Below are 20,288 nucleotides of genomic sequence, written 5' to 3'. Positions count from 1 at the left end.
CCGGATGAAGACCCATGCGCACTGCCTGGCTGCTGCTGTGCCTGCCCCAAGCCGCGCTGGCGGCACCCTGGTTGCGAAGCGAGGGCGTGGCCACCTCCGCGCAGGGCGACCTCCTCTACCGTGAAGTGCACTGGCGACGCGAGGCAACGGAGGGCGCCGAGCGCTGGGTGCTGTACCAGTGCCCGGATGGCCAACCCTTCGCCCGCAAGCATCTGCCCGCCAGCGCCCGCCCACAGGCACGGGGATATTCGCTGGAGGACCGCCGCAGCGGCCAGACCGCCGAGGTCGACGCCGCTGGCGACTCGGTGTCGATTGCATGGAAGGAGGATGCCGCCAGTGAGCTGCGCAGGCGCCGGCTTGAACAGCCGCCGGACGCGGTGATCGATGCGGGGTTTGATGCCGCAGTACGCCTGCACTGGCCGGCGCTGCTGCGCGGCGAGCGCATCACACTGCCGTTCCTGGTGCCTGCACGCCAGCGCTACTTCCCGGTGCAGGTGCGGCGCATCGGCCCGGTACGCTGGCAGGGCATCGACGCCCAGGCCATCGAGGTCAGCCTGGACACCTGGTACGGCGGCATCGCGCCGCGCCTGGCCCTGGTCTACGCCACGGCCGACCGTCGTCTGCTGGAGTTCCGCGGCACCAGCAACCTGCGAGATGCGCGCGGCACTTATCCGCAGGTGACGGTGCGCTTCCGGTCGCCAGCTGCCGAGCGACCGGCAGGTGACTGGCAACAGGCGTGGGCGCAACCCCTGGCCGAGCGTTGCGCCGTGACGCCCAGGTGAAGCGAAATTCAGTTCGAAGTGGCGCATCCATTGCGCCCCCTGCTGCGTAAAGGAAGACACGACACCCGCCGAGATCCGCCATGGCCTCTGTAGCGCCCCTCCCCCGTCGACGCTTGCACCTGCTGCGTACGTTGCAGCGATGGGTGGACACCAGCAACGCCACAGAGACCACCGGCGAACAGCCAGGACGCATCGACTGGGTGCGCGCGGTACCCTTTGCACTGATGCACCTGGCCTGCATCGCGGTGATCTGGGTGGGCGTGTCATGGACGGCGGTCGTCGTGGCCACGGCGCTCTACGCCGTGCGCATGTTCGCCATCACGGCGTTCTATCACCGCTACTTCTCGCACCGCACCTTCCAGGCATCGCGTCCGGTGCAGTTCGTGTTCGCGGTGATCGGCGCGTCCAGCGTGCAGCGCGGTCCGCTGTGGTGGGCTGCCCATCATCGCCACCACCATCGGCATGCCGACCAGCCGCTGGACCCGCACTCACCGCGCGAAGGCGGCTTCTGGCGCAGCCACATGGGCTGGTTCCTCACCCGCGAGGCATTCGCCACCGATCTGTCGCGGGTACCTGACCTGGCGCGCTTCCCCGAACTGCGCTGGCTCGATCGTTTCGATACCGCCATTCCCGTGCTGCTGGCCATCGGACTGTATGCATTGGGTGCAGCACTGGAACGCTGGGCGCCCAGCCTGCACACCACGGGCCCGCAGTTGCTGGTGTGGGGCTTCTTCATCTCCACCATCGTACTGTTCCACGCCACCGTCACCATCAATTCGCTGGCCCACCGTTTCGGCCGCCGCCGCTTCGAGACCCGCGACGACAGCCGCAACAACCTGTGGCTGGCGCTGCTCACCTTCGGTGAGGGCTGGCACAACAACCATCATTTTTTCCCCGGCACCGTGCGCCAGGGCTTCCGCTGGTGGGAAGTGGACCTGACCTGGTACGGGCTGCGCGCGATGGCGGCGCTGGGTCTGGTCAAAGGGCTCAAGCCCATCCCCGGGTGGGTTCTGGCCAAGGCGAGGTACTGAGATGCGCATCGCGGTCATCGGCTCGGGTATCGCGGGGCTGGCCAGTGCCTGGTGGCTGGATGGCCAGCACGACGTCACGCTGTTCGAGGCCAACGATTACCTCGGCGGCCACACCCATACCCACGACGTGCAGGTGGCGGGCAGAGGCATGGCGGTGGATACCGGTTTCATCGTCTTCAATCCCCAGCACTATCCCTTGCTGTCGGCGCTGTTCGACGAGTTGGGCGTGGCCTCGCAACCGACCACGATGAGTTTCTCCATGCACAGTGAGCGCAGCGGCGTGGAGTACAACGCCACCTCACTGGATGGGCTGTTCTGCCAGCGCCGCAATCTGGTGTCGCCGCGTTTCTGGGGCATGTTGGCCGACCTGCGCCGGTTCTATCGCGACGCGCCGTTACTGCTGGCCGAAGAAGACGGTCCCACGCTCGGCGAGTACCTGCGCAGCCAGCGCTATGGCGAGGCATTCATCGACGAGCACCTGCTGCCGATGGCCTCGGCGCTGTGGTCCTCGCCGACGGCCACCGTGCAGGCGTTCCCGGCGCGCTACCTGGCCCAGTTCATGGCCAATCACCAGATGCTGCAGATGACCGGGCGGCCAAGCTGGCGGGTGGTCAGCGGGGGATCGACGCGCTACGTGGATGCGCTGCGTCGCCGCTGGCGCGTGCGTGAGCGGCTGCAATGTCCGGTCAGCAGGGTCGAGCGCATGCCCTGGGGTGCACGCGTGCACAGCAGCGCCGGCGTGGAGGCCTTCGACGAAGTGATCCTGGCCTGCCACAGCGACCAGGCACTGGCGTTGCTTGCCGACGCAGATGCCGTCGAGCGTGAGGTCCTCGGCGCCATCCGCTATCAGTCCAACGAAGCGGTGCTGCATACCGATGCGTCGTTGCTGCCGCGCAACCGCAAGGCGTGGGCGGCTTGGAACGCGCACGTACCACAGGATCGCGCGGCGCCCTGCACGGTCAGCTACTGCATGAACCTGCTGCAGGGTCTGCCGGGCGACATCCCCCTGGTAGTGACCCTCAACCGCAGCGAGGCAATCGATCCGGCCAAGGTGCTGCGGACCCTGCATTACGCGCACCCGGTACACGACCACGCTGCAGTGCGCGCACAGCAGCGCTGGGCGGAACTGCAGGGCCGCCGCCACACATGGTTTGCAGGCGCCTATTGGGGCTGGGGATTCCACGAGGATGGCATCCGCAGTGCCCGCCACGTGGTCGATGCGCTGCAGGCCTGCGCTCCGCATCGGAACGTATCCGCCTCGGATGAGGTGGCGGCATGAGTGCCAGCGCGCTCTACATCGGGCAGGTGATGCATCGCCGGCATCAGCCGCATCCGCATGCATTCCGTTACCCCATCGCGCAGCTGCTGCTTGACCTGGATGAACTCGACACGGTGTTCGCCGGGCGCTGGTTGTGGTCGGTCAATCGCCGCAACCTGGCCGAGTTCCGCCGCAGCGACTACTTCGGTGATCCCGCGCGGCCGCTGGCCGATACGGTGCGCGACCACGCTGCAGGCACGCTTGGCTACCGGCCAACCGGTCCGGTTCGCCTGCTCACCCATCTCCGCTTTGCCGGGCATGTCTTCAACCCGGTCAGCTTCTACTACTGCTACCAGGCCGACGGCAGCACGCTGGACTGCATCGTGGCCGAGATCACCAATACCCCCTGGAAGGAACGGCACGCCTATGTGCTGCCGGTCGCCACGGCCCTCCACGAAGGGGCGTCATTGCGCTGGCAGTTCGACAAGCGCTTCCATGTCTCGCCGTTCATGCCGATGGATTGCCGCTACGACTGGCGCTTCAACCGCCCGGACCAGGACCTGCGCGTGCACATGCAGGTCTGGCGCGACGGGGTGCGCCAGTTTGATGCCACCCAGGCCATGCAGCGACATGCCTTGAACGGCCGTGGGCTGGCCCGGGTGCTGGCCTGCTATCCGCTGATGACCACCCAGGTGGTGGCCGCCATCCACTGGCATGCACTTCGGCTGTGGATGAAACGCAACCCCGTGCACGACCACCCTGCTCTTGCCGAGAAACCACGATGAACTCGATGACCCCTCTGGTCGCCCTGCCGCGCCCCGGCGCCCTGGATGCGTTCCTGCGCCGCCGCCTGCTGGCCCAGCTTGCCCCCATGCGCGATGGTCGCCTGTGCGTGCGTGACGCATTGGGCGAGGTCTGGCTGGGCGATGCCCGTGGCGAACTGCACGTCACCGTCACCATCGATGACCCGGGGTTCTATCGCAAGGTTGCAGCGCAAGGCAGTGTGGGCGCGGGTGAAAGCTACATCCAGGGCGAATGGCACTGTGATGATCTGGTGGCACTGATCCGGCTGCTGGTACGCAATCGCGACCTACTGGACGGCATGGAGCGTGGCCCGGCCCGCGTGGGTGGCTGGCTGCTGCGGGGCTGGAACCGCCTGCGCCGGAACAGCCGTGAGGGCAGCCGCCGCAACATCGCCGCGCACTATGACCTGGGCAACGATTTCTTTGCCCTGTTCCTGTCGCCGGACCTGATGTACTCGTCGGCGTTGTTCGCCTGTGAGTCCGAGCCGCTGGAATCGGCCTCGCGACGCAAGCTGGACCGCATCTGCCAGCAGCTGCAGCTCAAACCCGGCGACCGCGTGGTGGAAATCGGCACCGGCTGGGGTGGTTTCGCGGTCCATGCCGCCCGGCACTATGGCTGCCATGTCACGACCACCACCATCTCTGCAGAACAGCATGCGCTGGCCGCCCGGCGCGTACGGGGGGCAGGCCTGCAGGACCAGGTCACGCTGCTGATGCAGGACTACCGCGACCTGCAGGGCCAGTTCGACAAGCTGGTGTCGATCGAGATGATCGAAGCGATCGGCGCCGAATACCTGGACACCTACATGGCCACGCTGCAGCGCCTGCTCAAGCCTGATGGCGTTGCCCTGCTGCAGGCCATCACCATCGAGGACCACCGCTACGAACAGGCCCGGCGCAGCGTCGACTACATCAAGCGCTATGTGTTCCCGGGCAGCTTCATCCCGTCCATCAACGCGATCATGGCCGCCAAAACGCGCTCCAGCGACCTGCAGCTGATCGCCCAGCAGGATTTCGGCCACTCCTACGCATTGACCCTTCGCGCCTGGCGCCAACGCTTCCTGGCCCAGCTGCCGGCAGTGCAGGCGCAGGGCTTTGACGCGCGCTTCTGCCGACTGTGGGAATTCTACCTGGCCTATTGCGAGGGTGGCTTCCTGGAACGTTCGATCGGCGTCTCGCATCTGTTGCTGGCCCGTCCGGACCACCGGCCCATTTTCGCTGCGACCGGCAGCCACTGACATGCATCGCTTCTGGGCAAATCTGCTCGGCAACCAGCTGGTCTGGCTGTGTGCCGTGGCCGGCGCGGGCCGCGGCTGGCAGTGGCCCGCGCTACTGGCCGCTTCGCTCTACGTCGGCAGCCAGCTGTTGACCTCACCGCGCCCCCGGCTGGATCTGCGGCTGTTGATGTTGGCACTGGCCTGCGCATGGCTGGTCGACGCCAGTGCCGCCGCCAGCGGCACGGTGCGCTACGCGGCGGCCCCACTGGGTTGGGCGCCACCGCCGTGGATCATGGCGTTGTGGGCCGCGTTCGCGATGACGCTGACCACGTCGATGCGCTTCCTGCAGCACCACCCGGCCCTGCCGGCCCTGTTCGGCCTGCTGCTGGCACCGCTGGCCTATCTCTCTGCCGCACGCGGTTTCGACGCAGTGCGGTTCGCGGATCCCGCATGGCCAGGACTGCTGGTGCTGGGCGCGGGCTGGAGCATTGCGCTTTCCCTGCTGTGCCGGACCGCCCGTCGCGGCATGCACATCCCGCAGCCGCCCTTCGCAGGAGCGTCGTCATGATCAATCTGATGTGGGTCCTGCTGTACGCCGTGCTGGTGATGTGCTGGGGCTGGGCCTGGCAGCGCCGCCACCACAACATTGGCGTGGTCGATGTGCTCTGGGCAAAGGGCGTGGGTGCCTCGGCACTGCTGTTGGCGCTGCTGGGCGACGGCGCGGTGATGCCACGGATCGCGCTGGGCGTGCTCGGCGGCCTGTGGGGCAGTCGACTCGCCCTGCATCTGTGGCACCGGGTCCGTCACGAAGAAGAGGACGGACGCTACCGCTACCTGCGCCAATACTGGCACGGCCACCAGGGCAAGATCTTCGGCTTCTTCATGGCGCAGGCGTTGCTGATCGTCCTGTTCGCCCTGCCCTTCGTGGCGGTGGCTGCCAATCCTCGGACCGACCTGACCCTGTGGGTGGTGGCCGCAGCGCTGGCCTGGCTGCTGAGCGTCGGCGGCGAAAGCCTGGCCGACCGCCAGCTGGCGCGTTTCCGCGCCGACCCGGCGAACAAGGGCCGCACCTGCCGCGCTGGGCTCTGGCGCTATTCCCGCCACCCCAACTACTTCTTCGAGTGGCTGCACTGGTTCACTTATGTCCTGCTCGCGGTCGGCTCGCCACTGTGGTGGCTGGCCTGGGCCGGCCCGCTGCTGATGTACGTGTTCCTGCGCTATCTGAGCGGCATTCCATTCACCGAGAAACAGGCGCTGCGCAGCCGCGGCGACGACTATCGCGCCTACCAGCGCAGTACACCGATGTTCTTTCCCTGGTTTCCCCGTTCTTCCAAGGAGCATTCCGCATGAGCGCGATCCCGTCACTGAACCCAGCCCAAGATGCGGAAACCGGGCTGATCGCCTGGGCCGAACGCGGGCTGGTCCCCGATGCGGCGCTGCGTTCGGGCATCCGCCGCTTGTGCGCGCAGCGCCTGCATGAGGAAAGCGAGGGTGGCATCGAAGGCCAATCGGCACGCTTCAGCCGGCGCATCGCCGAGCTGGCCGACAGCCCGCTCGCGTTGCATACCGACGCAGCCAACCGCCAACACTATGAAGTGCCGGCAGCCTTCTTCCAGGCCTGCCTGGGCAAGCGACTGAAGTACAGCAGCTGCTACTACCCCACCGGGCGCGAAACGCTGGACCAGGCGGAGGACGCCATGCTGGAACTGTACGGCCAGCGCGCCGGACTGGCCGATGGCCAGCAGATTCTTGAGCTGGGCTGCGGCTGGGGCTCATTGACCCTGTGGATGGCCGAACGCTACCCGCAGGCGCATATCACTGCCGTCTCCAACTCGCACAGCCAACGCCAGCACATCATGGCGCAGTGCCAGGCGCGCGGCCTGGACAACGTCGAGGTGCTGACCTGTGACGTCAACCAACTTGATCTGCCGACAGCCCGGTTCGACCGCTGTGTCTCGGTGGAGATGTTCGAGCACGTACGCAACTACGAGCGCCTGCTGGCAGGCATCGCACGGTGGCTGAAACCGGATGGCGCGTTGTTCGTGCACATCTTCGCCCATCGCACACTGATGTACCCGTTCGAGACCGAGGGTGGCGACAACTGGATGGGCCGCCACTTCTTCACTGGCGGACTGATGCCGGCCGCCGACACGCTGCTGCATTTCCAGCGCGACCTTCGCCTGGATCAACGCTGGTTGCTGGACGGCACCCACTACCAGCGCACGGCCGACCACTGGCTGGCCAACCAGGATGCCGCCCGCGAGCAGGTGATGCCGGTACTGATCGCCACCTACGGCCACGCTGCGGCGAAGGTCTGGTGGCAGCGCTGGCGGATGTTCTGGATGGCATGTGCCGAACTGTTCGGCTACGACGACGGCCAGCAGTGGCTGGTCGCCCACTATCTGTTCCGACCCCGCTGAGGTGCCCCATGCGCATGTTCTCGCTGCTTCCGCTGATCGCAGTCGGCCTGTTCGGCTCGGGCTGCTCCTCCAGCGACACCCGGCCGCTTCCGCGTGCGCCGTCGGTGGATGTGCCACGCTTCATGGGCGACTGGTACGTGATCGCCCATATTCCGTCCTGGCCCGAACGCGATGCCTACGATGCGGTGGAAAGCTATGCCTTGAAGCCCGACGGGCGCATCCAGACCACCTTCACCTATCGCAAGGGCAGCTTCGATGCGCCGCAGAAGTCGATGCACCCCATTGGCCGTGTCGAGAAGGAGGGTAATGGCGCGATCTGGGGCATGCAGTTCATCTGGCCGATCCAGGCCGAGTATGTGATCGCCTGGCTGGATGACGACTACCGCCAGACCATCGTGGCACGCAGCAAGCGCGACTATGTCTGGTACATGGCGCGTACGCCGCAGGTGTCGGACAGTGACTACCAGCAGGCGGTGCAACGCATTGCCGCGATGGGCTATGACACCCAGAAGCTGAGACGCGTGCCGCAGTCGGTGCGATGATGCCCCCGCGCCAGAAACCGGCGAATGCAGGCGACACTGCGCGCCAACCTGACGCCGCGAACCCACGATGTCGATGCCTCGTCGAGCGTCCTGAGCATGCTGCACCGGAAGTCAGGCGGACCGGATGGCCTGCACGGGCATGATCGCGGACGCCCTCAATGCAGGTGCAAGCACCGCCACCTGCCCCAGCAGCCACAGCGCCAGCGCACTGATCGGCAGGTACGCCAGTGGAAGCCGTGGCAGTTCGTAGAACCGCATCAGGCCGAGGTTGAATGCATAGGCCAGCAGCGCACCAACGACGACACCCAGGCTCACGACCAGGAAGTTCTCCAGCTGGAAGTAGTGCAGGATGTCGCGGCGGGTTGCGCCCAGTGCACGGCGGATGCCGATCTGTCTGCGCCGCTGCTCTACCCAGTAGCTGGCCAGGCCGACAATGCCCAGCGCGGTGGCTCCCAGCAGCGCGACGATCACGCCCGCCAGCAGCGCCATCATCAACCTGGCGCCATGGAAATAGTCCGCGCGCAGCTCGGCGACGGTACGGCTGGCGGCTTGGTCGAACACCACGTCGGGCGCCACCGCGGCCACCGCCCGCTGTGCGCCGGCCATCACCCGGGGCAGCGCTCCGGGCGCCGCCCGCACCAGGTAGCGCCCCGCCAACTGCGGACCTGGCTTGGCCGGCATCAGCACGGACCAGTCATTCCCCAGCGCCTCCCCTCCACCGGGTTGTGATACGGCCAGGTGCTCGACCACGCCGATAACGGTGAAGCGGCTGTCCATCGACCACAGGCTGCGCCCGACTGCCGGCGCATTGGGCCAGTAGCGCTCCGCCAGCTGCCGCGTTACCAGGATCGGCGCATTGGCGGGCACGTGCTGCCCGATCGGTGCGTACTCGGCGACGTCCGGCAAGCGCCCGGCCAACAGCTTCAGATCCAGCGCCTGGATCGCCGCCGCGTCACCCAGGTAGAAATCGAGGACCCCACCGAAGACCTTGCCGCTCTCATCGGTATGGACGCCCGCGCGGACACCCGGTTCACCGAACGGAACGGCGCTGATGATGCCGACCGACGTTACGCCCGGAATCGCCTGCAGTGCGCCGGTCACCCGGGCAGTGAGATCGGCGGCTTGGGCGGCGTCGAATCCGGAGAGCTGCACGATGCCCAGCGACGACTCGGCGATACCACTGTCCAGGTTCAGTGCACGCCCCTTCTCCGTGAGCATGAAGATGGCATTGCACAGCACGGCGCAGGCCAGCGCGATCTCCATTGCGATCAACAGGGTGGCCAGCCGGTGCTTGCGCAGCGCTGCGATGATCAGTCCGGTTTGCATGATCGTTTCCTTTACAGCAGCTTGAGCTGCGCCACAGGCTGGATCGAACTGGCGCGATAGGCGGGAATCGCGCCTGCCGCCAGGCTGGCCAACAGGGAAAGGCCAAAGATGGCCATGAACATGGTCAGGTCCAGATGCATCAGGTCCGCGTAGGCAACCGGCTGGGCACGGATCACCCACAGACCCAGCAGGGTCAGCAGCAGCCCGCCCACCCCTCCGGCGACACCGATCAGCCCGGCTTCCAGCATGCATTGCGTGAATACCGCACGCCGACTGGCGCCCAGCGCGCGCCGCAGGCCGATTTCTCCGCCGTGGCGCAGGAAGCGCGCCAGCAGCAGCCCGACAACATTGGCCAGGCAGACCACCAGGAACGCAAAGGACAGCACCGTCTGCACCTTCACGTCGCTTGGCACCACCTGATTGAAGTCCAGCCACTCCATCAACGAACGAAGCCGGGTGTTGTCCGCGTGCCGGATGCGTCCCAGGCGCTGTTGTTCGCCCGCGTAGTTGGAGAGGTAGCGACGATAGCTGGCCACCTTCTCCGGGCTGCCGAGCTCCACCCAGACCGCGACCGCCACGCAGGGCGAGTTCTGCAGTACCCCAGGGGTCTCGGGCATCGCCCAGCAGGTAAAGGGCTGGAAGTCGCCCTCGTTGATATCCAGGCTGGTCGACATCGGCAGATAGATGTCATCGGCCGCGGCGTAGAAGCTTGACGTCTCGCCACCCGAGAACCGCCCTCCCCTGATCTTGTAGAACAAGGGAGAGGGCCGCCAGTGATCCAGCACGCCGATGACCTGCACATGGGTGTCCTTGACCCGAAGGGTCTGTCCGACACTGTCGCGGCCCCCGAACAGGCGCTGGTTCAACCGGGCCGAGATGACCGCGACGCGGCCGCGACGCTGGTCATCCTCGGCTGTCCAGGCGCGGCCATACTGAAAGGGCACCTCGAACATGGGGAAGAAGTCTGCCGTGGTCGAGATCGAAGATCCCATCAGCGGCGCCATCCCAGCCAGATCCGAACGGAGCTTCACCGGATTGACCACCACCATGGTCTGGCGGTCCGCCTGGCCGGATGACCAGAGATCGTGCGCGGTCCGATAGTCGAGCACGTCGTGGGGTTCGCGCCCTTTCGATCCGGGATCGACATCCACCTGCGGGTAGAAGATCCGATCGCTCCGGCCCGGCAGCGGATCTCCGGAAAGCAGGTGGGTGACGGTCAGCGTGGTCATGCTGGCGCCGATTCCCACGGCAACCGCCAGCACCATCAATGCAGTAATGATCGTATTGCGCCTGGCGTTGTGCAGCGCCAGCTTCAGGTAATAGTCCATCATGGAAGGTGCATCCCCCTGCGTTCGCCATGCTCCATGCAGATACGATGCAGGGGTTGCCAGAAAGGTTTAAACGGATGAGGCGGACGATGAGCGAACACCCCGACAAGACAGACGCGCAGGCATGGGACGGCCTTGCGATTCGCCCCTTGTACCCCGATGACCTGGATCTGATCTGCGCCCACCGCGAAGCGATGTTCCGCGAGAGTGGTCGCCCCGCGGAGGTGCTGGAGCAGATGGCCGGCCCTTTCCGTGCCTGGCTCGCGCCGCGCCTGGCCTCCGGCGACTATTTCGGGTTTGCCCTCACGGACCAGGGGCGCGCCATCGCGGGCATCGGCCTGATGCTGATCGACTGGCCGCCGCACCCGGCCCACCCCCTGCAGGACAAGCGCGGCTACGTGCTCAACGTCTATGTGGACCCCGGCTATCGGCGCAGGGGCGTCGCCCACAGGCTGATGCAATTGGCCGATGACGCGTTCGCCGAACGGAAGGTGAGCTACATAATCCTGCATGCCACTGCCCAGGCGACTCCGCTGTATGCCGAGTTGGGCTGGGTGGCAACCAGTGAGATGGCGCGTGCACTGCACAGGAATGGCAACCGTGCATGAGGCGCTCGGCCCGACATGACGCGTCACGCTGACACGCCTCACTTCCATGCAAAAAGCCATCGGCTCGCATGGAACATGCGCCTCACCACGCAAGTACGTTTCTTTGTGAGACAACGCATCCTTGTTTGCCCGCTCATCCAGAAGCAGGGCGCCTACGTGCTGCCCGCGACTCGCTTGCTGCTGGCCTGGCGATCCATCAGTTCAATCAATCGGTGTTAATCGATGGTCACAATCCATCGATTCTTAGGAATAATCGCAAAAAACCTGCAAATTCGATGATCAGCAGGGCGCCAGCGCCAGAATGATCGCCACGCCCCCAGGCGCCGATCACCTCCCCGCGCATGAAAGGACATCCCGCACCGCGCCGACTGCGCCTGGCACTTCTGGACGACCATGAGATCGTTCGTCGTGGCACCGTCCTGCACCTGTCGCAGGACGCCCGCTTCAGGATCATCGCCAGCCATGGGCACAGCGACGCCTTCATCCAGACGCTGCAACAGACGCGGGTGGATGTCGCCGTCATCGATCTGACGCTGGCGCGTGGCGACCGCAGCAGCACAGAGCTGATCCCCCTCCTGCGCGCGGCATTCCCGGAGACGCCGCTGCTTGCCTTCGCCACCCTCTCCCCCTGCACCCGTCTCCACCACCTGCTCATGGCCGGCATCAGTGGCGTCGTCAGCAAAGCCGAGCCCCTTCCCATGCTGTCCGAAGCGATCATTCGTGTTTCACAGGGACTGGAGCGGCTGCCGCCCGACTACTCCATCCCGGCGGACTACACTGAGCTCAGCCGCAACGAGCGTGAAGTACTGGACCTGCTGCTGTCCGGCCTGACCGTCTCCGAGATCGCGCAGCGACGCCATCGCAGCGTCAAGACCATCAGCACGCAGAAAGTCGCGGTGCTGCGCAAGCTTGGGCTGCGCAACGATGCGGAGATCTATGCGCTGCGGCGCCCGCCGGATGCACCATGAGGCCGCCACGTCACTCACAGCCGCACGCCCCCACCCTCCTGCTGCCGGCCCTGCCTCTGCTGCCGGCCGCTTCGGCCGGGGACGCGCAGTCGCATCAGTGGGCCGCCGGCCGTGAGGTGCGCGAGGCCACTGCGCCGTCGTTGCGCCCGTTGCCACCGGCACTGGCCGGTTCCGCCCCGCTGCCGACCCGGGCGCATCGTGCCGCTGGCCCCGGTCCATCTGGCCGACAACAAATGCGGGCCGAGCGGCATCGCCGAGGCCAATCGAAAAGCACGGCGATGGCATTGCGTGATCGCGCGCGCCGCCTGCAGGGCACGCCGCAGTTCTGCGGTGCAACCGATCAGGTCGGAATCGCGGCCGATCCATGGGAGCTCGGGAACGACGCCGCACCCGACGGGTTGATGTGCGGTGCCTGCTGCAGATACTGCAGCGCTGGCATGGCTCCCGCGCTGCGGAAGCCATGCCGCCTGACTGATCAGGCCGCCAGACGCTCGACCTGGCGACGGGTCAGGTCGTTGAAACGGCCCAGCGACATCAGGTGCTGGTGGATCAGCGCCAACCAGCCACTGCGGTGCCACTCGATCACAGTCGCTTCCGGCAGCGCGACGAACTTCTCGACGTCGACGACCTGGAAACCATTGAGGTTGAATTCACGACCATCCGGGGTACGCACGGTGGCGTTGCGCTCGACCAGCAGGCCGTTGTCGATCAGGGCCTTGGAGAAGGCCTGGGTCTGCTCGTGCTCACGGGTGAACTGGCCGCAGAACTCCAGCGCCTGCTGCACCATCTCGGTGGCCTTGCCATCAACGAACAGCGGCTGGCCTTCGTCACCGCCCTTGACCACGCGCGAGCTGTCTTCGTCGATGCCCAGCAGGAAGTCGTTGTCCGCACCGGTGTCGATGAAGATGAAGGGGTGGCGACGCAGGTAGGCCGGGATATAGGCCTCGTCTTCCCACAGGCCGTCCTTGATGAACAGGTTCTGGTCGGATACGCCAACGGCGGCCATCGGCACGGCGGTCGGGCCAGCGAACAGGATCGGGAAGTGGTGCAGCGCCAGCGAGAACTCGCCGAGCACCAGCGGAATGGCGTTGTTGCCAGCAGCAAACTCGAGCCTGCCCGGCAGGATGCGCAGATCGGCGTGCACATCGGCCTGCAGCGGCACCGGACGGGTGTAGAACAGGGGGGCGCCGCTCGGCGCCGCTTCGGTGGTGGTGTCGCTGGTGGTGGTCATCTTGGGAACCGTTCGATCATGCGCGCCTGCCATCCCGGGCGCGCCAGCGGGAACAACCTGAATCCCGCATTATCAACAAGCTCGATGACAACGGCCACCCCACCGACGGCCTATTTCAGTTGCAGGGGGTAGCGCTGCCAGAGCACGTGGACCAGGAACCCAGCCAGTTCGGTGTCGCGCGCGCTCACCGCGGCACGGATCTTGTCCAGCAGCACCATGTCGCTGCAGGAGCGCACGTCGGCATGGTTGGCCTGCCCTGCCCGGCGCGCGCGGTAGCGCGCGGCCCGTTGCGCGTCACTCATGGCGTACCCGAACTTGGGCGGACGGCCGCGCTTTCGCGGCAGGGTCAGCTCCAGGGTTCCGGGGTCTTTGTCATCACGCATGAGAAGGGTGCGGGCGGCGGCGAGCAACGGGGGGTGCGCAATTTATCGTGAGGCATCACTTTAATCCAGCCTTTTCTGCAGTTTTGTTGCGATGCAATGCAAAAAATCGCATCCCGAGGGCCCCATCCCCGCATGGCGTGGATCTGCTGCAGAGCTCGCGACCCGATCGCGCGGTAGATCCACGCCATGCGTGGATGCGCGCCCCGAACACAAAAAAGGGGAGCCCGCGAACGGGCTCCCCACCTTTCCTCATGCAGCGCGTACCGGCTCGTAGCCGTGCAGGTGCGCCTCGCTACTCGCCCGCCCCTGGCTGAGCGAACGCAGCGACGTGGTGTAACCCACCAGCTGTGCCAATGGCGCAAAACCACTGACCTCAGCGCGACCGTCCTGGTCCTCGATGCGGGCAATGCGACCGTGGCGCCGGTTGAGGTCGCCGACCACATCGCCCACCGACGCCGACGGCGAATGCACCGTCACCGCCATCACCGGTTCCAGCAACTGCGTGCCACCTTCAGCCAGCGCGGCCTTGATCGCCTCGGCACCCGCGCGATGGAACGCCATCTCCGAAGAGTCCTTGGCATGGGTCTGGCCATCGACAAGACTGACCTCGATGCCGACCACCGGATGACCCTGCGGACCTTCCGACAGCGCGGCACGCACGCCCTTCTCCACCGCTGCGATGAAGCTGCGCGGCACCACGCCACCGACGATGCGGTCGTTGAACACCACCTGGTCGTCCTCACGCGGCGCCACATCCAGCACCACGTGCGCGAACTGGCCCTGGCCGCCGGTCTGCTTGACCAGCCGCCCGACTACACCGGACATCGCGCGCAGCGGTGTTTCCTGGTAGGCCACGCGCGGCGCACCTACGCCCACGTCCACCTTCCACTCACTGCGCAGGCGCTCGACCATCACCTCCAGGTGCAGCTCGCCCATGCCCCAGACCAGGGTTTCCGCCGTGTCGCGATCGGTTTCGACGCGGAATGACGGGTCTTCCTGGGCCAGGCTGGCCAGGCCCTGCGCCATCCTGATCAGGTCGGCCGCACGCGCCGGCTCCAGCCGCCACGCCAGCACCGGCGCCTGGGCCTGGATGTTCTCCAGGCGCAGCGGCTGCGCACGGCCACTCAGCGTTTCGCCACTGACCGCATCCTTCCAGCCCAGCACCGCCACGATGTCGCCGGCCACGGCCTGTTCGATGTCGTGGGTCTGGTCAGCCTGCACCCGCACGAGGCGACTGACACGCCGCCCTTGTGGATGCTGCGAACTGGCCACCGCGTCGCCCACCTTCAAGCTGCCCGAGTACAGCCGCACGAAGCTCAGTGCGCCGTGCTGCTGGTGGGTGATCTTGAACAGCAGGCCCGCCAGCGGACCGTCCGGATCCGGCGGCAGCACCACCTCACCGCTTTCGCTTTCAGCAGTGACGGCAGGACGATCCAGCGGCGACGGCAGGTAATCGACCACGGCGTCCAGCAGCGTCTCGATACCCTTGTCCTTGAAGGCCGCACCGGCGAGTACAGGCACGCCCGCACCGGCCAGCGTCGCCCGTCGGATCGCCGCGCGCAGCATCCCGGCATCGATTACGCGACCTTCCAGCCAGGCATCGGCCAGTTGTTCGTCGTGATCAGCCACGGTCTCCACCAGCGCATCGCGCTGGGCTTGCCACTGGGCCCGCGCGGCGTCGTCCCACGGGGTTACCATGGTTGCGGCACCATCCTGCCACTGCAGCACGCGCTCATCGACCAGATCGACCCAGCCGTTGAAGCCGCTTTCGCTGCCCAACGGCACGCCCAGCGCCCACGGTCGCGCCCGCAGCCTGTCCTGCAGCTGCTCCAGCACACGCTCGAACGAAGCGCCGACGCGGTCCATCTTGTTGACGAAGGCAATCAGCGGCACGCGATGGCGACGCGCCTGGCGCCACACCGTCTCGGACTGCGGCTGCACGCCGTCCACGGCCGAGAATACGGCCACGGCACCGTCGAGCACGCGCAGTGAACGTTCGACTTCGATCGCGAAGTCAATGTGGCCCGGGGTGTCGATCAGGGTCAGCCGATGCGGCGGCAGGTCACGCGGCGCCCACTGCGCCTGCACGGCGGCCGCGCCGATGGTGATGCCGCGCTCGCGTTCGATCGCCGAGAAATCGGTGGTCGCGTTGCCGTCGTGCACTTCACCGACGCGATGGATTTCGCCGCTTTTCCACAGCAGGCGTTCGGTCAACGTGGTCTTGCCGGCGTCGATGTGGGCAATGATGCCGAGGTTGCGACGGCGGGAAAGGACTTGGGTGTTCATAAAGAGGTTCCTGCAAAGCCAACTTCAGGGGCCGCACACCCCGGTTGGCGACAGGGTGCGCGGCTAGCGTTCGGTCTCGGCGATCTGGTGCATGGCACGTTCTCCTTGCGGTACAGCGGGTTATGGGAAATGGAACTGCGGAAACGAAAAGAGCGCCCCGGAGGGCGCTCTGTCGAAGGTCCAGCGATGGCCGTCTCAACGGCCTCGTGGGGCTCCAGGCAGACACGCCCGCTCCGCGCTTGCGCGGGTCAGGGTGAAAAACGTCAGGAGCGGCATCCGGTTCATGGCGCGCATTCTAGACCTGCCAATCTGGCGCGCAAGTGAATATTGCAAACATAAATAGAACGATGAGGCCAACAAAGATCGAGGTCAGATCCCTTTGCCCTTGGCAAAGGGATCTGACCCCTGGCGGCCCTCACTTGCAGCCGTGCAGCTTGCGCGCCTCGGCCACCGTCGCAGCCTGGTCATCCCCCATCGAGATCCAGCCCTGCAGCGACATCGCCGGATCTACATGCGGCTGGCGCGCGCCACCGCGCACCACCACTTCGGTCCAGCTGCCCACCGGCGCCAGTTCCGACAGGCGTGCCGCCTGATCGTCCTCGGTACTGAACATGTCGTCCGGGCCCGCCGGAGGCGTGGTATTCACGGTTTCCGTCTTGCGGGTCCGGACCCGAAGTGCACCGTCCGGCAGCCGCTGGGTGATCACCTCGTATCGCTCAACACCATACGCCCAGCTGCTTTCGCCAACGCTGCGGGTCTCGCTGCCGTCATCGGCCACGGTCACCACCTCGCCTGCCGGCCCGATGACGCCCGCGACAGCCCCCAGGCCTGACATCAGCGCCTGATAGACGATCATCTGCCGCTGTTCGGAGGTCAACGCACCGGCCTTGAGCTTGGTCGCAGGAATCTTCAGGTACGCCGCCTCCCTGCACAGCACCAGCACCTGCTGGTCGTCCCAGCTCACCGACATTTCCTCGCTGGCGAAGTACTGCGTCTTCATCGACGTCACAGCGGCACCGTCGCTACTGGAATGCCGGGTCTCGATCAGCGAGGCGTTCTCGGCCGCGTCGGTCAGCGAAACCTGAGCGGTCGAAGCCGCATTGGCAGCGCAAGCGGAAGCAATCATTGCGGCGAGCAGCACGCTGCAGGTAACGGTGCGGAACATGGCATCAGTCCATTGAAGAAAACGAAGCAATCATGATACCCGGAGCAACCTGGCGGGCCCTCGCTCAGGTCACCACCACCAGCGGCACCCCGCGCCGCGGATGCTCCAGCACCACCACATCCTGCTGGTAGACCCGCTGCAGGTTGTCTTCGGTCAGCACCTGCAACGGCGTGCCGTCGGCCGCCACCCTGCCCTGTTCCAGCAGCACGATGCGGTCGGCATAGCCGGCGGCAAGATTGAGGTCGTGCAGCACCACGATCACGCACGCACCGGCTTCGGCACAGGCGCGCACACTGCGCAGCGTGCGCTCCTGATGGCGCAGATCCAGCGCGGCGGTCGGCTCATCCAGCAGCAGCAACGGCGTGTCCTGCGCCAGCACGCGCGCGAACGTGGTGCGGGCGGACTCGCCACCGGACAGCTGCTGCACCTCGCGCAGGCGCAGCGCCTGCAGTTCGGCGGCATCGATGGCCGCTTCCACCCGGGCTTCGTCCGTGACCGGGTCCGGCGGGTGTGGCAACCGGCCCATCGCCACCACCTCCTCTACGCTGAAGGCGAAACGAACGCCGTGCTCCTGCGGCATTACCGCGCGCTCGCGCGCCAGCGGCCCGGCCTTGTAGCTGGCCAGCGGCTTGCCCAACAGGCTCACCTCGCCCGCATCGGCGCGCAGGTCGCCGGCCGCTACCGCCAGCAAGGTGGACTTGCCTGCGCCGTTCGGGCCAACCAGCGCGGTCACGGTACCCGGCTCGAACGCGAGCGAGATGCCATGCAGGATCTCGCGCTGCTGGCGGCGCACCACCACCTCATGCAGCTTCAACAGCACGCTCATGGCGCCGCCTTGCGGCGCTGCTGCAGCACCAGCCAGAGGAAGAACGGCGCACCCAGTGCGGCCGAGAACAGGCCCAGCGGAATCTCCGCGGGCGGATCGAGCGTGCGGGCCGCGGTGTCGGCCACCACGATCAGCAGCGCACCGAGCAGGCCGGACAACGGCAGCAACCAGCGATGACCGGGGCCGACCAGCAGGCGTGCCACGTGCGGCACCACCAGGCCAACGAAGCTGATCGAACCGGCAAATGCCACCGCCGCACCCACCAGCAGCGCACTGAACGCCACCAGTCGGCGACGCGTGCGGGTGACATCCAGCCCGAGGTGCTGTGCCTGGCGTTCGCCCAGCGCCAGCATGTCCAGCGGCGTAGCCAGCCGCTGCAACGCGAACACGCCAATGGCGAACAACGGCACCACGGCCGCCACATCAGCCCAGTTGGCACGCGCCAGCGAGCCCATCTGCCAGAACACCAGCGACTGCAGTTCGCTTTCGCTGGCGATGTAGGTGAGGAAACCGATCAGCGCCGAGCAGAACGCGGCCATCGCGATGCCGACCAGCAGCAGCGTGGCATTGCCACTGCCTTTCCCGGGCCGCGCCAGCGCGTAGGTCAGGCCGATCGCCAGCGCACCGCCGACGAACGCGGCCACAGGCACCAGCCAGGCGGCTGCGCCCGCAGCGCCGAGAACAATGGCAGCCACTGCCCCCAGCGCAGCACCCTGGCTGACACCGACGATGCCGGGATCGGCCAGCGGGTTACCGAACAGGCCCTGCAGGCTGGCACCGGCCATCGCCAGCGACGCACCGACCATCGCACCCAGCAAGGCACGCGGAATACGCAGCTGCCAGACCACGGCGAGGTCGCGGCTGCTGACCGCCTGCGGATCGAGCAGGCCCAGCTTCACCGCCAACGCCTGCATCACCTCCAGCGGCGGCAGCCGCAACGGGCCCACAGCGAACGAGGCCAGCACCGCACCCAGCAGTGCCAGCAACGCCACCAGCAACATCGTCCGCCCGCGACGGCGGCGCCGATCCGCCGGACTCATGCCTTCGGCAACGCCGCCAGGGCCTTGGCCAGCGCCAGCGCGCCAGCACCGGAACCGACACTGGTGTACTTCAGCTGCACGTCCGGCATCACCCAGACCCGATTGGCCTGCCCAGCCGGGGTCTGCTTCAGCGTCGGGTACGCCTTCCACAGGCCCTCGGCACCGCCGAACAGCTGCAGGTCATGCTCGGTCACCAGGATCACCTCCGGTGCTGCGGCGACCACGCCTTCATTGCTCAGCTGCGAGTAGTTCTTCACCCCCGCCTCGGTGCCGATGTTGACGCCGCCAGCCAACGCGATCAGCTGCGCCGAGGCGCTGTCGGCACCGGCAACAGTTGGTGAGCCGCCGGCGCCGGTGGCCGATACGTGGATCAGTCGTGGCGCATGGCCCAGGCCCTTGCCAATCGCTGCAGCCTCGTCGAGCTGGCGCTGCACCTGCGTGGCCAGTGCTTGCCCTGCCTCGGCCAGCCCTAGTGCAGCGGCGACCTTGCGCACCTTGTCCGGCGCCGGCTGCAGGTCATCGATGACCACCGCCGGCTCGCCCACTTCGCGCAGCTTCTTGGCCAGTTCGGTATGGCGGCGCAGGCTGTTGCCGAGGAACAGCGAGCCCTGCAGGCTCAGCACGCCCTCCACGCCAGTGGTTCGGTTGAACAGGAACTGGTGCGGCGCCGCCAGGCCAGCCTGGGTGGTGGTGTTGGTCGGGGCGGCAAAGACCTGCTTGCCCAGCCCCAGTGCTTCGATCACCGCGATGACGTCGTCGCCACCGGCGATGATGCGACTGGTATCGGCCACTTCAATGTCAGCGCCATCGTCGGAATGCACCTTGGCCGGCAGCACCGCCTTCTGGCCGTGCACGGCCGGCATTTCGGCACCTGCCACGCGCTGCCAGCCTGCCGGCAGCGCGGCTTCCGCAGCGGCCGCCGTTGCTGCGGGCGCCTCGGCAGGCGTATTGTCATCAGAGGGAGCCGACGAGCCGCCACAGGCAGCCAGCGCCAGCGAAACAGCCAACGGAAGCGCACACAGGCGCAGACGGGACGCGATGTTCATGCACATTCTCCTTGCTGGCAGGGCGACG

The 20,288-nt window shown here is 66.7% G+C and carries 20 protein-coding genes; 11 read left to right on the top strand and 9 right to left on the bottom strand.

Going from position 1 to position 20,288, the window contains the following annotated elements:
• Positions 1–14: 14 nt before the first annotated feature.
• From AC5P60_RS04375 to AC5P60_RS04335, 9 genes are all read left to right on the top strand, one after another.
• On the top strand, positions 15–782 hold the full coding sequence (locus AC5P60_RS04375; protein WP_065183793.1) for a hypothetical protein: 768 nt from the start codon (positions 15–17) through the stop codon (positions 780–782).
• 80 nt (positions 783–862) lie between these two features.
• Positions 863–1,813: an acyl-CoA desaturase gene (locus AC5P60_RS04370; RefSeq protein WP_242899313.1), complete on the top strand. Its 951-nt coding sequence runs from the start codon at positions 863–865 to the stop codon at positions 1,811–1,813.
• 1 nt (position 1,814) lies between these two features.
• Positions 1,815–3,092, top strand: coding sequence for an NAD(P)/FAD-dependent oxidoreductase (locus AC5P60_RS04365; protein ID WP_242899314.1), 1,278 nt, complete (start codon positions 1,815–1,817; stop codon positions 3,090–3,092).
• Positions 3,089–3,856, top strand: a complete 768-nt coding sequence (locus AC5P60_RS04360; protein WP_242899315.1) for a DUF1365 domain-containing protein — start codon at positions 3,089–3,091, stop codon at positions 3,854–3,856. Before AC5P60_RS04365 ends, AC5P60_RS04360 begins: the two co-directional genes overlap by 4 nt.
• Complete coding sequence (locus tag AC5P60_RS04355; RefSeq protein ID WP_445950253.1) at positions 3,853–5,112, top strand: class I SAM-dependent methyltransferase; 1,260 nt, start codon at positions 3,853–3,855, stop codon at positions 5,110–5,112. The genes AC5P60_RS04360 and AC5P60_RS04355 overlap by 4 nt, the downstream gene beginning before the upstream one ends.
• A 1-nt stretch (position 5,113) precedes the next feature.
• Complete coding sequence (locus tag AC5P60_RS04350; protein ID WP_049452874.1) at positions 5,114–5,659, top strand: DUF2878 domain-containing protein; 546 nt, start codon at positions 5,114–5,116, stop codon at positions 5,657–5,659.
• Complete coding sequence (locus AC5P60_RS04345) at positions 5,656–6,441, top strand: DUF1295 domain-containing protein (RefSeq protein WP_242899316.1); 786 nt, start codon at positions 5,656–5,658, stop codon at positions 6,439–6,441. Before AC5P60_RS04350 ends, AC5P60_RS04345 begins: the two co-directional genes overlap by 4 nt.
• A complete protein-coding gene (locus tag AC5P60_RS04340) occupies positions 6,438–7,511 on the top strand; it encodes an SAM-dependent methyltransferase (RefSeq protein ID WP_445950255.1) in 1,074 nt (357 codons plus the stop codon). The genes AC5P60_RS04345 and AC5P60_RS04340 overlap by 4 nt, the downstream gene beginning before the upstream one ends.
• Positions 7,512–7,519: 8 nt before the next feature.
• Entirely contained in the window at positions 7,520–8,053 is a 534-nt protein-coding gene (locus AC5P60_RS04335) for a lipocalin family protein (protein ID WP_111108586.1), read from the top strand.
• 111 nt (positions 8,054–8,164) lie between these two features.
• Here AC5P60_RS04335 and AC5P60_RS04330 read toward each other — a convergent pair whose 3' ends face one another.
• Both AC5P60_RS04330 and AC5P60_RS04325 read right to left on the bottom strand, forming a co-directional pair.
• The gene (locus AC5P60_RS04330; protein ID WP_033835151.1) at positions 8,165–9,379 is read right to left on the bottom strand and encodes an ABC transporter permease; all 1,215 of its coding nucleotides are present in this window, start codon (positions 9,377–9,379) and stop codon (positions 8,165–8,167) included.
• An 11-nt stretch (positions 9,380–9,390) separates the two neighbouring features.
• Positions 9,391–10,710, bottom strand: coding sequence for an ABC transporter permease (locus AC5P60_RS04325; RefSeq protein WP_049402998.1), 1,320 nt, complete (start codon positions 10,708–10,710; stop codon positions 9,391–9,393).
• A gap of 86 nt (positions 10,711–10,796) precedes the next feature.
• On the opposite strand from AC5P60_RS04325, the gene AC5P60_RS04320 reads away from it, so the two are divergent.
• The gene (locus tag AC5P60_RS04320; protein ID WP_033835790.1) at positions 10,797–11,315 is read left to right on the top strand and encodes a GNAT family N-acetyltransferase; all 519 of its coding nucleotides are present in this window, start codon (positions 10,797–10,799) and stop codon (positions 11,313–11,315) included.
• Between the two features lie 341 nt (positions 11,316–11,656).
• Positions 11,657–12,283 (top strand): response regulator transcription factor, encoded by a 627-nt coding sequence (locus AC5P60_RS04315; protein ID WP_049452886.1) that lies wholly within the window; start codon positions 11,657–11,659, stop codon positions 12,281–12,283.
• Positions 12,284–12,758: 475 nt separating this feature from the next.
• Here AC5P60_RS04315 and AC5P60_RS04310 read toward each other — a convergent pair whose 3' ends face one another.
• The 7 genes from AC5P60_RS04310 to AC5P60_RS04280 all read right to left on the bottom strand — a co-directional run bounded on the left by AC5P60_RS04310 (position 12,759) and on the right by AC5P60_RS04280 (position 20,260).
• Positions 12,759–13,514, bottom strand: a complete 756-nt coding sequence (locus tag AC5P60_RS04310; RefSeq protein ID WP_033834972.1) for a SapC family protein — start codon at positions 13,512–13,514, stop codon at positions 12,759–12,761.
• A gap of 110 nt (positions 13,515–13,624) precedes the next feature.
• Complete coding sequence (locus AC5P60_RS04305) at positions 13,625–13,897, bottom strand: hypothetical protein (RefSeq protein WP_005409616.1); 273 nt, start codon at positions 13,895–13,897, stop codon at positions 13,625–13,627.
• A 249-nt stretch (positions 13,898–14,146) separates the two neighbouring features.
• Positions 14,147–16,183 carry an elongation factor G gene (gene fusA, locus AC5P60_RS04300; protein ID WP_231522846.1) on the bottom strand — a complete coding sequence of 679 codons (2,037 nt, stop codon included), beginning with the start codon at positions 16,181–16,183 and terminating at the stop codon, positions 14,147–14,149.
• Positions 16,184–16,598: 415 nt separating this feature from the next.
• Entirely contained in the window at positions 16,599–17,348 is a 750-nt protein-coding gene (locus AC5P60_RS04295; protein WP_322534749.1) for a hypothetical protein, read from the bottom strand.
• A 64-nt stretch (positions 17,349–17,412) separates the two neighbouring features.
• Positions 17,413–18,174: a heme ABC transporter ATP-binding protein gene (locus AC5P60_RS04290; RefSeq protein WP_087803521.1), complete on the bottom strand. Its 762-nt coding sequence runs from the start codon at positions 18,172–18,174 to the stop codon at positions 17,413–17,415.
• Complete coding sequence (locus AC5P60_RS04285) at positions 18,171–19,214, bottom strand: FecCD family ABC transporter permease (RefSeq protein ID WP_495201686.1); 1,044 nt, start codon at positions 19,212–19,214, stop codon at positions 18,171–18,173. Before AC5P60_RS04285 ends, AC5P60_RS04290 begins: the two co-directional genes overlap by 4 nt.
• Positions 19,211–20,260 (bottom strand): heme/hemin ABC transporter substrate-binding protein, encoded by a 1,050-nt coding sequence (locus tag AC5P60_RS04280; protein WP_445950256.1) that lies wholly within the window; start codon positions 20,258–20,260, stop codon positions 19,211–19,213. The genes AC5P60_RS04285 and AC5P60_RS04280 overlap by 4 nt, the downstream gene beginning before the upstream one ends.
• Between the last annotated feature and the right edge of the window lie 28 nt (positions 20,261–20,288).

This window comes from Stenotrophomonas sp. YJH_SMC_120, from assembly GCF_059368675.1.
The sequence above is the reverse complement of the archived record's forward strand: the minus strand, read 5'-3'. Positions and strand labels throughout refer to the sequence as shown.

Coding starts and splice junctions, on each gene's coding strand:
- AC5P60_RS04375 (WP_065183793.1), top strand. CDS start 15: ATGCGCACTGCCTGGCTGCTGCTGTGCCTGCCCCAAGCCGCGCTGGCG.
- AC5P60_RS04370 (WP_242899313.1), top strand. CDS start 863: ATGGCCTCTGTAGCGCCCCTCCCCCGTCGACGCTTGCACCTGCTGCGT.
- AC5P60_RS04365 (WP_242899314.1), top strand. CDS start 1,815: ATGCGCATCGCGGTCATCGGCTCGGGTATCGCGGGGCTGGCCAGTGCC.
- AC5P60_RS04360 (WP_242899315.1), top strand. CDS start 3,089: ATGAGTGCCAGCGCGCTCTACATCGGGCAGGTGATGCATCGCCGGCAT.
- AC5P60_RS04355 (WP_445950253.1), top strand. CDS start 3,853: ATGAACTCGATGACCCCTCTGGTCGCCCTGCCGCGCCCCGGCGCCCTG.
- AC5P60_RS04350 (WP_049452874.1), top strand. CDS start 5,114: ATGCATCGCTTCTGGGCAAATCTGCTCGGCAACCAGCTGGTCTGGCTG.
- AC5P60_RS04345 (WP_242899316.1), top strand. CDS start 5,656: ATGATCAATCTGATGTGGGTCCTGCTGTACGCCGTGCTGGTGATGTGC.
- AC5P60_RS04340 (WP_445950255.1), top strand. CDS start 6,438: ATGAGCGCGATCCCGTCACTGAACCCAGCCCAAGATGCGGAAACCGGG.
- AC5P60_RS04335 (WP_111108586.1), top strand. CDS start 7,520: ATGCGCATGTTCTCGCTGCTTCCGCTGATCGCAGTCGGCCTGTTCGGC.
- AC5P60_RS04330 (WP_033835151.1), bottom strand. CDS start 9,379: ATGCAAACCGGACTGATCATCGCAGCGCTGCGCAAGCACCGGCTGGCC.
- AC5P60_RS04325 (WP_049402998.1), bottom strand. CDS start 10,710: ATGATGGACTATTACCTGAAGCTGGCGCTGCACAACGCCAGGCGCAAT.
- AC5P60_RS04320 (WP_033835790.1), top strand. CDS start 10,797: ATGAGCGAACACCCCGACAAGACAGACGCGCAGGCATGGGACGGCCTT.
- AC5P60_RS04315 (WP_049452886.1), top strand. CDS start 11,657: ATGAAAGGACATCCCGCACCGCGCCGACTGCGCCTGGCACTTCTGGAC.
- AC5P60_RS04310 (WP_033834972.1), bottom strand. CDS start 13,514: ATGACCACCACCAGCGACACCACCACCGAAGCGGCGCCGAGCGGCGCC.
- AC5P60_RS04305 (WP_005409616.1), bottom strand. CDS start 13,897: ATGCGTGATGACAAAGACCCCGGAACCCTGGAGCTGACCCTGCCGCGA.
- fusA (WP_231522846.1), bottom strand. CDS start 16,183: ATGAACACCCAAGTCCTTTCCCGCCGTCGCAACCTCGGCATCATTGCC.
- AC5P60_RS04295 (WP_322534749.1), bottom strand. CDS start 17,348: ATGTTCCGCACCGTTACCTGCAGCGTGCTGCTCGCCGCAATGATTGCT.
- AC5P60_RS04290 (WP_087803521.1), bottom strand. CDS start 18,174: ATGAGCGTGCTGTTGAAGCTGCATGAGGTGGTGGTGCGCCGCCAGCAG.
- AC5P60_RS04285 (WP_495201686.1), bottom strand. CDS start 19,214: ATGAGTCCGGCGGATCGGCGCCGCCGTCGCGGGCGGACGATGTTGCTG.
- AC5P60_RS04280 (WP_445950256.1), bottom strand. CDS start 20,260: ATGAACATCGCGTCCCGTCTGCGCCTGTGTGCGCTTCCGTTGGCTGTT.